The following is a 13,579-nucleotide window of genomic DNA, read 5'->3' on the forward strand; positions in this document are numbered from 1 at the left end:
CCTTAAGGGCCTGGGAGGTGCCCCCCGTCGGAAAACTTCGTGAAGTTCTTCACAAGGAAATCCGCCCGGTAGGGCACGGATTCCCACTGCCGGCCCTGTCAGCAAGGGTGGTCGGCCCCCGGAAGGCCCGTTCCGGACCGTCGCTCGGGCGGCGCAAGCCGCGGGCGCGGGGTAGGTGGTACATCTCCTCCGAGACTGTTGAGGAGCAGCTCACGCGGGCTTGACAACGTTTTGTGAGGTGCCGTGGTTCCTTGCGGAATCATGACCTCCGTCACGTGGGCCGCGCAGTGTAGCAGAGCCCCTGCCGGAGCTTGTGAAGGGGCGCACGAGCGACCCCCTCTGTACGGGTGGATACTCGATGCCATGAGCACCACGGAGCGTCCCAGGATCCTCGTAGTCGGGGGCGGGTACGTAGGCCTGTACGCAGCTCGCCGCATCCTCAAGAAGATGCGCTACGGCGAGGCGACCGTCACGGTCGTCGACCCCCGCTCGTACATGACGTACCAGCCCTTCCTCCCCGAAGCCGCCGCCGGCAGCATCTCGCCTCGGCACGTCGTCGTCCCGCTGCGACGCGTGCTGCCCAAGGCTGAGGTCCTCACCGGCCGTGTCACCACCATCGACCAGGACCGCAAGGTCGCCACGATCGCCCCGCTGGTCGGCGAGGCGTACGAGCTGCCTTTCGACTACCTCGTCATCGCGCTCGGCGCCATCTCCCGGACCTTCCCGATCCCCGGCCTCGCCGAGCAGGGCATCGGCATGAAGGGCATCGAGGAGGCCATCGGCCTGCGCAACCACGTCCTCGAGCAGCTCGACAAGGCCGACTCCACGACGGACGAGGATGTCCGCCGCAAGGCGCTGACCTTCGTCTTCGTCGGCGGTGGCTTCGCGGGTGCGGAGACCATCGGCGAGGTCGAGGACATGGCCCGCGACGCCGCGAAGTACTACAGCAGCGTGTCCCGCGAGGACATGCGCTTCATCCTCGTCGATGCCGCGGACAAGATCCTCCCCGAAGTCGGTCCCAAGCTCGGCCAGTACGGCAAGGAGCACCTGGAGAGCCGCGGGGTCGAGGTTTACCTCTCCACCTCCATGGACTCCTGCGTGGACGGTCACGTGGTGCTGAAGAACGGCCTCGAGGTCGACTCCAACACCATCGTGTGGACCGCCGGTGTGAAGCCGAACCCGGCGCTGGCCCGCTTCGGCCTGCCGCTCGGCCCTCGCGGCCACGTCGACACCGCCGCCACCCTCCAGGTCCAGGGCACCGACTACATCTGGGCCGCGGGCGACAACGCCCAGGTGCCGGACGTCGCCGCCCGCAAGGCCGGTGTGGAGAACGCCTGGTGCCCGCCGAACGCCCAGCACGCGCTGCGTCAGGCGAAGGTCCTCGGCGACAACGTGATCGCCGGTATGCGTGGCTTCCCGCAGAAGGAGTACAGCCACGCCAACAAGGGTGCGGTCGCCGGTCTCGGCCTGCACAAGGGCGTCGCGATGATCTCCATGGGCAAGATGAAGATCAAGCTCAAGGGCCGTCTCGCCTGGTACATGCACCGTGGCTACCACGGCATGGCCGTGCCGACCTGGAACCGCAAGATCCGGGTCTTCGCCGACTGGACGCTCGGCATGTTCCTCAAGCGCGAGGTCGTCTCCCTCGGCGCCATGGAGACTCCGCGCGAGGAGTTCTACGAGGCAGCCAAGCCGACCCCCGCGCCGGCGTCGGCCCAGGCCGCCGCCAAGCCCGAGGAGAAGGCCAAGGCCTCCTGACCCGAGGGTCAACAAGGCCTCCTGACCGAGGGTCATCTGCTCAGCCCGAAGGGGCCGCCCGCCATCCGTGGTGCGGGCGGCCCCTTCGGCGTGTCCGAGGCGGCCCCTTCGATCGAGGCGACCCCTTCGGCGTGTCCGAACCCCGAACTGCCCCCGGACGGCTGCCTGATGGTCTCCGCGGCCTGCGTCCCGCCCCTGGACGTGCGCCATACGTGTGGGCCGCAAGCATTTTGCCTGGACGTAACGCTTCGGTGGGACTGCGCACGGGCCCCGTAGGTGTTTACGTGGTGTTGGACTGTTCCGCGTTCGTCCGTCATCACGGAGGTGTGCGCCATGCAGGATGCCGCACTGCGGCTGAAGAGTCTTGCCGAGCAGTTGCTGGGCACCCCGCTCCCGGTGCGTGTCCGCGCCTGGGACGGGTCGGAAGCAGGTCCGCCGGGCGCCCCCACGCTCGTCGTACGCAACCGCCGTGCCCTGCGGCGTCTGCTGTGGAAGCCCGGTGAGCTGGGGCTGGCCCGCGGCTGGGCGGCCGGTGACCTGGATGTGGACGGCGATCTCTTCGAGGCCCTGGGCCTGATCGCCGGGCTCATCTGGGAGCGCGACGAGGACGCCAGAGGCGTGTGGGACGCGCTGCGCGACCCCGAGGCGCGTACCGCCGTGCGGGGCCTCATCAAGGTGGCCGGGCCGTTCCTGCCGCCGCCCCCGCCGCGCGAGGAGATGCGCCGGCAAGGACGCCTCCATCTGCACACCAAGCGCAGCGACAAACGGGCCGTCAGCCACCACTACGACGTGGGCAACGACTTCTACGAGCTGGTGCTCGGCCCGTCGATGGTCTACTCGTGCGCGTACTGGGAGTCCCCGGAGAGCTCCCTCGAGGACGCGCAGCGCGACAAGCTCGAACTCGTCGCCCGCAAATTCGGGTTGGGGCCCGGGCAGCGGCTGCTCGACGTCGGCTGCGGCTGGGGTTCCATGGCGATTCACGCGGCCCGCGAGCACGGCGTGAGCGTCGTCGGTATCACGCTCTCCGGCGAGCAGGCCGCGCACGCGCGCAAGCGGATCGCGGAGGAGGGCCTCACGGACCGGATCGAGATCCGCGTCCAGGACTACCGCGACGTCGTCGACGGCCCGTTCGACGCGATCTCGTCGATCGGCATGGCCGAGCACGTCGGCTCGGCGCGGTACCTGGAGTACGCGAAGAGTCTGCACGCCCTCCTCAAGCCCGGCGGACGTCTGCTCAACCACCAGATCGCGCGCCGCCCGCAGGCCGACGAATCGTCGTACGCGGTGGACGAGTTCATCGACGCCTACGTCTTCCCCGACGGCGAGCTCCAGCCCGTCGGCACCACCGTCGGGCTGCTGGAGCAGGCCGGCTTCGAGGTGCGCGACCTCGAGTCGATCCGCGAGCACTACGCCCTGACGCTGCGCCGCTGGGTGGCCAACCTGGAGGCGGGCTGGCCGGCCGCCGTGAAGCTGACGAGCCCGGGCCGGGCCCGCGTCTGGCGCCTCTACATGGCGGCCTCGGCACTGTCCTTCGAGCGCAACCGCATCGGCGTCAACCAGATCCTGGCGGTCAAGACCCCGGAGTCCGGTGCGTCGGAGATGCCACTGCGGGCCCGCACCTGGGGCTGACACGCGGACGACGGCGGAAGGGCCCGGACGGATGCACCGTCCGGGCCCCTCCGTCGCGTGCGTGCGGCCTCCGGATGAACCCGGCGCGAACGGACCGGCGCAACTCCGTGTCACACGTACGGATGGCGTCAACTCCAGAGAGCCGGGCACACCCGAAGGCGTGGGATCGCGCGGTCGCGGGCCCTCAGGCAGCTGACGGGGCGGTGATATTCCGTCATTCCATGTCGCAGGGCCGGGGCAGTGGACGGGCTCTTGGCAAGTGCGGATGACCCGTCTCGTCGACTGATGGACCCTCAGACGTCAATAAAATAAGACAACATCGGTCTGTCGTTCCGCTGTTCGGGGGATGCGTGCCGGATAGGCTCTGACCCTCGATGCGGAGCCACGACCTGCCCGGATGGTGGAATGCAGACACGGCGAGCTTAAACCTCGCTGCCCCTTCGCGGGCGTGCCGGTTCAAGTCCGGCTCCGGGCACCTTCACGCTCAGGCGACCGTCTTGAGCAAACGGCGATCCTGCGCGGACGCAATGAACTCAGCGGCCGCGCCCCGCCAGGGATCGGCCGGCGGGCGGACGCGCGATGACCGAGCCGTCAGACAGCCCCTAGGCCCTGTCGTCAAACTCCCTCCCCCAGCTACCGCTGGGAGGTGCCCCCAGCCCCGCGGCGTCTGGCACGCACTCCCCCAGCTAACGCTGGGGGTGCCCCCAGGAGGTGCCCCCACGCCGCGTTGCCGAAAAGCCCTAGTAGCTCCTCCCTCATAGCCTTAAGGGCATGGGGGTACCCCCATCGAGGACTTTCCGGCGCCTTGCGATCGCACGCTCCCCCAAGCTCTCGGCTTCGCTCGAGCAGGGAGGGACCCCCATGACGCCCCGGGGCCCGCCCTTCGGGCGGACGGCGGGAGTTTGACGACAGGGCCTAGGCCACGCGCACGGTGTTGAAGCGCCCTGCCGTGTGCAGGTCCGCCTCGATTGCCGCGGCCGTCTCGCGGAGGGCGGGCAACAGGGCGTCGCGGGTGGCCTCGAGAGGGGTGTCCCCGGAGTGCCGCGCCACGTTGAGGGCGGCGATCACCCGGCCGTATGCGTCCCGCACGGGCACGGCGACCGAGCGCAGGCCCTCCTCCAGTTCCTCGTCGATGGCCGCGTAGCCCCGCTCGGCCGTGGCCCGCACGATGTCGGCGAGAGCCGGGACCGAGGTGACCGTGTGCTCGGTGAGGGACCACGGCTGTGCGGCCGTCAGCACGCGGGCGCGCTCGGCCTCGGGCAGCCCCGCCAGCAACACCCGGCCCATGGCGGTCGCATACGCGGGGAAGCGCGTCCCCGGCGCGATGTGGACGCTCATGATGCGGACGGTCGGTACGCGCGCCACGTACAGGATGTCCGTGCCGTCCAGCACCGTCACGGATGCGGACTCGTGGACACGGCCGACGAGGTCGCGCAGGTGCGGCTCGGCGAGTTCGGCGAAGGAGAGCGCGGAGAGGCGGGCGTAGCCGAGCTCCAGGATGCGGGGCAGGGGGCGGAAGAGGCGGCCGTCGTGGGCCGCGTACCCCTCCTGCTCCAGCGTGATCAGGCAGCGGCGGGCCGTGGCCCGCGGCAGCCCCGTCGCCGCGGCGAGCGCCGTGAGCGGCAGCCCCTCGCCCCCCGCCGCCCCCAGCGCCCGCAACACGCCCAGCCCGCGCGCGAGCGACTGCAGAAAGCCCGCCCCTAGCTCGGCCTTGGCGTCGCGCGCGACGTCGGCGGGAGAGGCCGTGGACCAGGCCGGAGCGGCGGTGCGATGGGCGACCGACGGGGCGACGGCCTCCGGCCCGCGCTGGGTCGGCTTTCCCTCCGAAGGGCCCTTCTGTTCCGCCACATCCGTCGCTGCCGGCGTCGCCGCATGTGTCGACGGCGCGGGCGGCGGCGTCGTGTGCGACCGTTCGAGCGCCTCGGCCAGCCACGCCGCCTCCTCCCGCAGCCGTGGCAGTACGGCCTTCGCGAGGGCCTCGGCCGTGTGTCTGCTCGTATGGCTGACCGCGCTCAGGGCGCATCGGACGCCTCCGCCGGGTGCGGGTACCGGTACGGAGACGGCGACCAGCCCCGGCTCGATCAGCTGGTCGTCCAGCGCCCAGCCCGACGATTCCGCCCGCCCGGCCAGGTCGGCGAACTCCGACTCCGTGACCCGGCGCGGTGGCACCGCCGTGAACCCATGGGCCTCCGGGTCGGCGGCCCGGCGCGTGCGCCACGCAGCCCACTGCCGCTCGTCCCAGCCCGCCGCGAACAGCGCGCCCGGCGCGCAGCGCTCGGCCGGCAGCAGATCGCCGATGCGGAAGGCCACGGACATGGTGCGGCGCCGGGTCGCCTGGGCGACGAACCGGGCGCCGTCGCCGTCGGGCACGGCCAGCGAGACCGACTCGTCGAGTTCGTCCGCGAGGCGCGCCGTACGGGCGGCCACCTCGGGTGTCAGGCCGGCCGCGGCCAGGTACGCGTTGCCCAGCTCCATCAGACGTGGCGTCAGACGCAGCTCCTGGCCCTGCTGGCGTACGTAACCGAGCCGGATCAGCGTCGCCACGACCCGGTCGACGGTGGAGCGGGCCAGGCCCGTGGCGCGCACGAGGTCGCCCGCCCGCACCTGGTCCCCGTACGGGGCCGACGCCAGGGCGCGCAGGACGGCGAGGCCGCGCTCCAGCGGCCGTACGGACTCATCGGGCATGCGCGCCCCTCCTTCCACCGAGCCCCCGGCGAGCCGGACCGGCTGTGTCGCGGATCGCCGCACGACCCGTTGACACCGGCCCCGAGCCGGATGACACTCCCGCTGAGCAAGATTATGAACTTAAGTTCACCATACGAACAAGAGGTCGTCCATGCGTACCACCGTCGGCATCATCGGAGCCGGTCCCGCAGGTCTCCTCCTCGCCCGCCTTCTCCACAACGCGGGCATCGACTCCGTCGTCCTGGAGAGCCGCGACCGGGCCTACGTCGAGCACCGCCAGCGCGCCGGAATCCTGGAGCAGGGCACCGTAGACGTACTGCGCGAGGCCGGGGCCGGCGAGCGCATGGACCGCGAGGGGCTCCCGCACGACGGGATCGAGCTGCGCTTCGACCGCCGCCGCCACCGCGTCGACTTCCCGGCGCTGACCGGCGGCAGGTCGGTGATGGTCTATGCGCAGACCGAGGTGTGCAAGGACCTCATCGCGCTCCAGCTCAAGGCCGGCGGGCCGCTGCTGTTCGAGGCCGAGGCGCTGGCCGTCGAGGGCGCCGACACCGACAGCCCGCGGGTCCGCTTCCGGCACGAGGGCCGCGAGGACGTCCTCGAGTGCGACTACGTCGTGGGCTGCGACGGCTTCTGGGGTGTCGCCCGCAAGGCGGTGCCCGCGGAACTCTCCCAGGTCTTCGAACGGGCGTACCCCTTCGGCTGGCTGGGCATCCTCGCCGACGTGCCGCCCTCGCACGACGAACTCGTCTATGCCCGCCACGACCGCGGCTTCGCCCTGCTGAGCATGCGCTCCCCGTCCGTGTCCCGGCTCTATCTGCAGGTGCCGGAGGGCACCGACGCGCAGGAGTGGAGCGACGAGGAGATCTGGGACGAGCTGGAGCGGCGCTTCGAGACGGACGACGACTGGCGGCTGGAGCGCGGGCCGATCACGCAGAAGTCAGTGACGCCCATGCGCAGCTTCGTCCACGAGCCCATGCGGCACGGCCGGCTGTTCCTCGCGGGCGACGCGGCGCACATCGTGCCGCCCACCGGCGCGAAGGGCCTCAACCTCGCCGTCGGCGACGTCGTCACCTTCGCCCGCGCGCTGATCGAGTTCCGCGCGACGGGCGACGCGACTCGCCTCGACTCCTACTCCGAGACGTGCCTGCGCCGCGTCTGGCAGGCCGAGCGCTTCTCGTACGCGATGACGACCATGCTGCACCGCGCTCCCGACGCGACCCCCTTCGACGACCGCATCCAGCTCGCCCGCCTGGACCGCATCACCACAGCACGCTCGGCCGAGACCGACCTCGCGGAGGGATACACCGGCTTTCTCCTCGACTAGTTCAGCCGTCCTGTTCATTTAGCCGTCCTGTTCGTTCAGCCGTCCTGTTCGTTCAGTCGTCCTGTTCGTTCAGTCGTCCGGCGCAACCGAACCGCCCGCGGCGACGTGGTAGCGATCGGGGGAATGCCGGGCGAGAGGCCGGTGTTCCTGGTCACAAGCGGGGAAAGATCCTCCCCAAGCACTAGAGGCAATTCTTTGCCCGGCCATTACTCTTGGGGCAAGGCCGCGCAGGGCGGCCATGGAGGAGTGAAATGAGGAGCAGTAACCCGGTCTTCTCGCGACGGGGGTTCAGCCGCGACAACGGCTACGCGGGCTTCAACGCGCAGCAGCCGCAGGCCGGGGGACCCGCTGTCGGGACGCAGCCCAACCCGTACGCAGGCGGTAACCCGTACGCTCAGGCGCCCGCCAACCCCTACGCCCAGAACCCGTACGCGCCTCAGGGCCTGCAGCAGGGCGCCCCGCCGCAGGCCCCGGTCACCACCGGCCGCATGACGATGGACGACGTCATCATGCGCTCGGCCATGACCCTCGGCACGGTCGCCGTCTTCGCCGTCCTTGCCTGGGCGGTGCTGCCGGTGTCGCCCTCGAGCTACGGCCTCGCCATCGGCTCTGCGCTCGTGGCGTTCGTGCTGGCCATGGTCCAGTCCTTCAAGCGCAAGGCGTCGCCCGCGCTGATCCTCGCCTACGCCGCCTTCGAGGGTGTCTTCCTCGGTGTCTTCAGCGAGATGTTCAACGCCCGCTGGAGCGGCGCGCCCTTCCAGGCCGTGCTGGGCACCATGGCGGTCTCCGGCGCCACCCTGCTGATCTACAAGGCGGGCTGGATCCGCGTCACCGCACGGTACGCGCGCATCGGCATGGCGATCGCCATCGCCTTCATCCTGGTCATGGCGGTGAACCTGCTGCTGGTCGCCTTCGGCGTCGCCGAGGACGGCGGGCTGCGCAGCATGGGCCCGCTCGGTGCGATCGTCGGCATCATCGCGATCGTGCTCGGCGCCTTCTTCCTCACCCTCGACTTCAAGCAGATCGAGGACGGCATCGCCTACGGCGCCCCCCGCGAGGAGTCCTGGCTGGCCGCGTTCGGCCTCACCATGACGCTCGTGTGGATCTACGTCGAGATGCTGCGGCTGGTCGCCATCTTCAGCGGCGACGACTAAAGACGCCTGAAAAGGCCGCCCACGGCTGCGGCCGTCAGCGACAACGGCGAGGGGCCCGCGAACCACGGTTCGCGGGCCCCTCGCCGTTGTCGGTCGTGACGCCTTCCAGCGGAGCAGCTCAGCGCAGCTTGCGCGCGGCCCGCCTCAGGTCGTGCTCGTGAATGATTGCCTTGGCGTGCCCGTACGCGAGATTGTGCTCGGCGCGGAGCCAGCTGACCTTCTCCTCGAAGCGGAAGAGAGCGGGGCCTTCGTCGACAGCCCGAAGCCAGTCGGAGACTTCGCGGCCGGTGCAGTGAGGGATTCGAGCGAGCAGATTGCGGTGGGTCTCCTCGGAGAAGACTTGGGACATCGGCGCCTCCGGACGCATTCGATGTGTTCCGTCCTTCACGCCACCGTGCCTGAGCGTTCGCCCGTTGGCAACAGGCAGGCTCAGGCGCATAGGGTCGCGGCGTGCTTGATACGACTCCTTTGACGTCCGCCGTGGACCATTTCGCCGACCGGCTGAGGGCCGCTCCGCAGAGCCGCCTGCAGCGTGGAGCCGCGGCCGAGGCACTGGCCCTGGCCAGGGAGCTCTCGCTGCGGGCCCAGCGCCTGGAAGACCCGGAGGCGGCGCCGCGCGAGATGCCGGACGCGGGGATGTTCGCGGCCGCGGACCAGATCACGGTCGCGGCCCGCGACCTGGCGCTCGTACTGAAGGACGAGGGTCAGCTCGCCGAGGCGGTGGCGCTGGTGGCGGAGGCGCAGAACCGCGCCGGGGTGTAGCCGTTACCAGGTTGTGGGCAGGCGTTTCTCCCCGAGCCCCGTTCCTCCCCGAGCCCCAAGGAGGTGCCCCCAAGCGATGGGGGTACCCCCATGCCCGTGAGGCAACGGGCGAGGGTGGGCACAACGCCACGACGGCGGGGGCCCTAGGGGCGCACCCGGAGGGCCGGCGCCCACTCCAAGGCGAAGGTGGAGCTCCGGCCGCCGGGGTCCCGCCGGGGCGCTCAGAGGCTGGCGATGACCCGGTCCGCCAGGACGAACACGTTCTCGTCACCGCAGGCGAAGGTCAGCGCATAGGCGCCCGAGACGGCGGACCCGCCCAGCAGCACGGGCGCCTCGCCGCCGCGCAGTGCGGAGGCCAGCCGCTCGGCCGTGTCCCGGTGCCCCGGGGTCATGCACAGCGTCGTGCCGTCCGCGAACACATACACATCGAGCGTGCCCAGCGGCCCCGGCCGTACGTCGGCCAGCGCCGTGCCGGACTCGGCGAGTTCCCCGAGACGGGTCACGGTGCGCTCGTGGTCGTCCGTGCCCCTGGTCTGCGCGGGGACGAAGTCCGGGTGCGAGGGGTGGCGGCGCCGGGCCGCGGCCAGCTCCGGGGACTCCCCGGCGAAATCGTCGACGTCCGACGCGGGCTCGGCCACCGGCTCCAGACCAGCGAAGTCGGACGGGCGCGGCAGATACACGTCGTCCAGCGGCAGCCCCAGCAACGACGGGGCGTCCGTGGCGTCGCGCGCCTCCTGGGCAGCCCAGAACGCACGGGCCTCGGCCAGTTCGCGCTCGCGCTCGTCGGCGAGGGCGGCCGCGACGGCCAGTCGTATCGCATCCGCGTCGGACGTCGTACGGGCGGCGGGCACCGTGGCGCGGACGAAGGCCATGCGTCCCTCGGCCAGCTCCGCGCGCAGCGCCGTGAGCTGCTTGCGCACCCCGTACAGGGAGCGCAGGGCGGCGGCGCCCACGACCGTGGCGGCGGTCGTGGTGAGCAGCAGGGCTAGAGGCATGGCACTCACGACGTAACTCCAAATTCAGACAGAGACCCCCGACTTCCTACCTCAGCTTGGGGCCTCCAGCGCCCAGCTGTCAGTGCAATACGTCACGAATTGGACAGTTCTTTCGTCACGAGGTTCAGCGGGATACCTGACTGACCTGCGGAAACGACTCTCCCCCAGGAGATAGGTCACATCCTGGGGGAGATTGGATCACGAACCAGGCCCCCGGGACGGCGGGCCGAGGCACCGGCTCAGGGGCCGGAGCGCCGGCTCAGGATCCGGAGGCGCCGACTCAGCTGAGGCGCTCGATGACCATGGCCATGCCCTGGCCGCCGCCGACACACATGGTCTCCAGACCGAACTGCTTGTCGTGGAACTGGAGGCTGTTGATCAGCGTGCCCGTGATCCGGGCACCCGTCATGCCGAAGGGGTGGCCGACCGCGATGGCGCCGCCGTTGACGTTCAGCTTGTCCAGGTCGATGCCAAGGTCGCGGTACGACGGGATGACCTGGGCCGCGAAGGCCTCGTTGATCTCGACCAGGTCGATGTCGCCGATGGTCAGCCCGGCACGGGAGAGGGCCTGCTGCGACGCCTCCACAGGGCCGTAGCCCATGATCTCGGGGGAGAGGCCGGAGACGCCGGTGGAGACGATGCGGGCGAGCGGGGTCAGGCCGAGCTCGCGCGCCTTGGTGTCGCTCATGATGACGAGGGCGGCGGCGCCGTCGTTGAGCGGGCAGCAGTTGGCGGCGGTGACACGGCCGTCGGGGCGGAACACCGGCTTCAGGCCCTGTACGCCCTCGAGGGTGACGCCGGCGCGCGGGCCGTCGTCCGTGCTCACGACCGTCCCGTCCGGAAGCGTCACCGGGGTGATCTCGCGCTCCCAGAAGCCCTTGGCGATGGCCTGCTCGGCGAGGTTCTGCGAGCGGACGCCGAACTCGTCCATCTCCTCGCGCGTGACGCCCTTGAGGCGGGCGAGGTTCTCGGCGGTCTGGCCCATCGCGATGTACGGGTCGGGCACCAGGCCGTCCTCGCGCGGGTCGTGCCAGTCGGCGCCCTCGGTCTCGGCGACGGCGGCGGTACGGGCCTCGGCCTCGGCGAAGAGCGGGTTGCGCGTGTCCGGGAGGCTGTCGGAGTTGCCCTTGGTGAAGCGGGAGACCATCTCGACGCCGGCCGAGATGAAGACATCGCCCTCGCCAGCCTTGATGGCGTGCAGCGCCATGCGGGAGGTCTGCAGCGACGAGGAACAGTAACGGGTGATCGTGCAGCCCGGCAGGTGGTCCATGCCCATCTGCACGGCGACGACGCGGCCGAGGTTGTTGCCCTGCTCGCCACCGGGCAGGCCGCAGCCCAGCATCAGGTCGTCGATGTCCTTCGGGTCCAGCTCGGGGACCTTGGCCAGGGCGGCCTGGATGATCGTGGCGGTCAGGTCGTCCGGCCGCAGATCCTTCAGCGACCCCTTGAAGGCGCGGCCGATCGGAGAACGGGCGGCTGAGACGATCACGGCTTCGGGCATCACGGCTCCAGGTGTCCGGTGAGGGAATCGGCAGGACTCCCTGGGAAGTTACCCGCACGTATCGCGATGGTCATGCGGTACGCACTGTGATGAGGGCCGCATTTCTAAGCGGCCGCTCAGTATCAGGGTACGTCGTGGGGTGCGCCCACCCCGCCGGGGTGCGGGTCCCACGCCTGGGCACCCGCCGCCCACCCCGCGGGTGTGCGGGTCCCACGCCTGGGCACCCGCCGCCCACCCCGCGGGTGTGCGGGTCCCACGCCTGGGCCCCGCCGCAACCCCGCGGGGGTCTGGGTACGGCGCCAGGGCACCCGCCGTCGTGGGTTGTGCCCACCCGGCCCCCGCGGAACGACTGCCCACAACGGTCAGCGCCCGCCGTAACGGGACCCGCGCCGCTCCGGCTCATCCACCGGCTGCAGGCGCCCCGGCCGACCACGGCACGCAGGCGCACGGGCCGGAACGCCCATGTGCCGGACCCCACGGGACTACGTCGCCCGGTTCGCGGCCGGGTCCGGGGCCGCGGCCCCGGACGTGTCCTGCTCCGGGGCCTGGTCCTGGTCCTGGTCCTGGGGCGTGTCCGGGCTCGGAGTCGGATCTGTTGCCGGGAGGCGGCGCCTGCGGCGGCGTTTGAGGAGGGCCCAGGGGCCGCGCGGCCCGGCGGGAACCGCGGCCGTGACCTCCGTACCGGCCTCCGACGCGGCCTCCGCGGCGGCGCGGGCCACCGGCAGGAAGCCCTCGCGGCGCGACGCGTCCGGGCGCTCCTCCTCGGCCGGCCACAGCCCCAGCGCGGCGCAGACGGTGGGCAGGACGGCCATGGCCGCGGTGGCGTACCCCTCGGCCGAGGGGTGGTAGTTGTCGGGGCCGAACAGCTCCCGGGGGTTCGCCTCGAACTCGGGGCCGAGCAGATCGCCCAGCGACACCGTACGGCCGCCCTGCTCGACCGCGCCGATCGTCTGCGCGGCGGCCAGCTGGCGCGAGGCGCGGCGGGCCAGCCAGCGCAGCGGCTGCTGGACCGGCTCGATCGTGCCCAGGTCGGGACATGTCCCGACGACCACCTCGGCGCCCGCGGTACGCAGCCGGCGTACCGCCGCGGAGAGGTGGCGCACGGAGCGCGTGGGCGGCATCCGGTGCGTCACGTCGTTCGCACCGATCATGATCACGCAGACGTCGGGGACCCGGTCGGCGTCCATGAGCGCCCGGGTCACCTGCCGGTCCAGGTCGTCGGACCTGGCTCCGGGCAGCGCCACGTTCCGCAGGTCGACGGGACGCTCGGCGACGGCCGCGAGCCCCGAGGCGATCAGCGCCCCGGGGGTCTGCCGGGCCCGGTGCACGCCCTGCCCTGCCGCCGTCGAGTCACCCAGCATGGTCAGCCGGAGAGGGCCGTCATGGCCGGGGTACTGGAGCCCGTACAGCCCATCCGCGCGCGGCGGCGGCTCATCCGAGCCGCCGTTCCCGACGTGACGTTTCGCCATCTGCACCTCGGTCAGTAACACCCCGACCGCAGCGACGCCCAGCAAACCGATCCCGCCACCGCCGTACGCCGCTCCCGCGGCGATCCTCCGTGCCACCCTCGCCCTCGACATACGCCGGAGCCACCTCCTCGTAGCCGTACAACCACACCTTGCCCCGTGAAGTGGGCCGCCCAATCTCAACGGCGCGTGAACGGAGGCCGGAGCGGCCTTAGGCTGACGGCACCATCCCTGTGCGGAGTCCCCGCGCGGATCCCCTTACGGATCCCCGTGCGGCCTCCTCGTTGCAGCTCCGGAGACAA

At 71.3% G+C, this 13,579-nt stretch carries 10 protein-coding genes and 1 tRNA gene; 6 read left to right on the forward strand and 5 right to left on the reverse strand.

Annotation, left to right across the window (positions count from 1 at the left end):
* Positions 1-363: 363 nt before the first annotated feature.
* The 3 genes from H1D24_RS29725 to H1D24_RS29735 all read left to right on the forward strand — a co-directional run bounded on the left by H1D24_RS29725 (position 364) and on the right by H1D24_RS29735 (position 3,862).
* Complete coding sequence (locus tag H1D24_RS29725; protein WP_181660808.1) at positions 364-1,758, forward strand: NAD(P)/FAD-dependent oxidoreductase; 1,395 nt, start codon at positions 364-366, stop codon at positions 1,756-1,758.
* Positions 1,759-2,091: 333 nt separating this feature from the next.
* Complete coding sequence (locus H1D24_RS29730) at positions 2,092-3,387, forward strand: class I SAM-dependent methyltransferase (RefSeq protein WP_181660809.1); 1,296 nt, start codon at positions 2,092-2,094, stop codon at positions 3,385-3,387.
* A gap of 391 nt (positions 3,388-3,778) precedes the next feature.
* A tRNA-Leu gene (locus tag H1D24_RS29735) sits at positions 3,779-3,862 on the forward strand.
* 440 nt (positions 3,863-4,302) lie between these two features.
* Here H1D24_RS29735 and H1D24_RS29740 read toward each other — a convergent pair.
* Positions 4,303-6,072 carry an IclR family transcriptional regulator domain-containing protein gene (locus tag H1D24_RS29740; RefSeq protein WP_181660810.1) on the reverse strand — a complete coding sequence of 590 codons (1,770 nt, stop codon included), beginning with the start codon at positions 6,070-6,072 and terminating at the stop codon, positions 4,303-4,305.
* Between the two features lie 151 nt (positions 6,073-6,223).
* On the opposite strand from H1D24_RS29740, the gene H1D24_RS29745 reads away from it, so the two are divergent.
* Entirely contained in the window at positions 6,224-7,399 is a 1,176-nt protein-coding gene (locus tag H1D24_RS29745; protein ID WP_181660811.1) for a 4-hydroxybenzoate 3-monooxygenase, read from the forward strand.
* A gap of 251 nt (positions 7,400-7,650) precedes the next feature.
* Entirely contained in the window at positions 7,651-8,553 is a 903-nt protein-coding gene (locus H1D24_RS29750) for a Bax inhibitor-1/YccA family protein (protein ID WP_181660812.1), read from the forward strand.
* Between the two features lie 118 nt (positions 8,554-8,671).
* Here H1D24_RS29750 and H1D24_RS29755 read toward each other — a convergent pair whose 3' ends face one another.
* A complete protein-coding gene (locus tag H1D24_RS29755; RefSeq protein ID WP_067276214.1) occupies positions 8,672-8,902 on the reverse strand; it encodes a DUF4287 domain-containing protein in 231 nt (76 codons plus the stop codon).
* Between the two features lie 101 nt (positions 8,903-9,003).
* Between H1D24_RS29755 and H1D24_RS29760 the strand changes: the two genes are divergently transcribed.
* On the forward strand, positions 9,004-9,315 hold the full coding sequence (locus H1D24_RS29760) for a hypothetical protein (RefSeq protein WP_181660813.1): 312 nt from the start codon (positions 9,004-9,006) through the stop codon (positions 9,313-9,315).
* 221 nt (positions 9,316-9,536) lie between these two features.
* Here H1D24_RS29760 and H1D24_RS29765 read toward each other — a convergent pair whose 3' ends face one another.
* The 3 genes from H1D24_RS29765 to H1D24_RS29775 all read right to left on the reverse strand — a co-directional run bounded on the left by H1D24_RS29765 (position 9,537) and on the right by H1D24_RS29775 (position 13,391).
* Entirely contained in the window at positions 9,537-10,310 is a 774-nt protein-coding gene (locus H1D24_RS29765) for a hypothetical protein (protein WP_181660859.1), read from the reverse strand.
* Positions 10,311-10,590: 280 nt separating this feature from the next.
* Positions 10,591-11,811 (reverse strand): acetyl-CoA C-acetyltransferase, encoded by a 1,221-nt coding sequence (locus tag H1D24_RS29770; RefSeq protein ID WP_181660814.1) that lies wholly within the window; start codon positions 11,809-11,811, stop codon positions 10,591-10,593.
* Positions 11,812-12,293: 482 nt separating this feature from the next.
* Positions 12,294-13,391 (reverse strand): SGNH/GDSL hydrolase family protein, encoded by a 1,098-nt coding sequence (locus H1D24_RS29775; RefSeq protein WP_181660815.1) that lies wholly within the window; start codon positions 13,389-13,391, stop codon positions 12,294-12,296.
* Positions 13,392-13,579: the final 188 nt, after the last annotated feature.

The sequence above is a fragment of the Streptomyces himalayensis subsp. himalayensis genome (assembly GCF_013778455.1).
Lineage (GTDB): Bacteria > Actinomycetota > Actinomycetes > Streptomycetales > Streptomycetaceae > Streptomyces > Streptomyces himalayensis.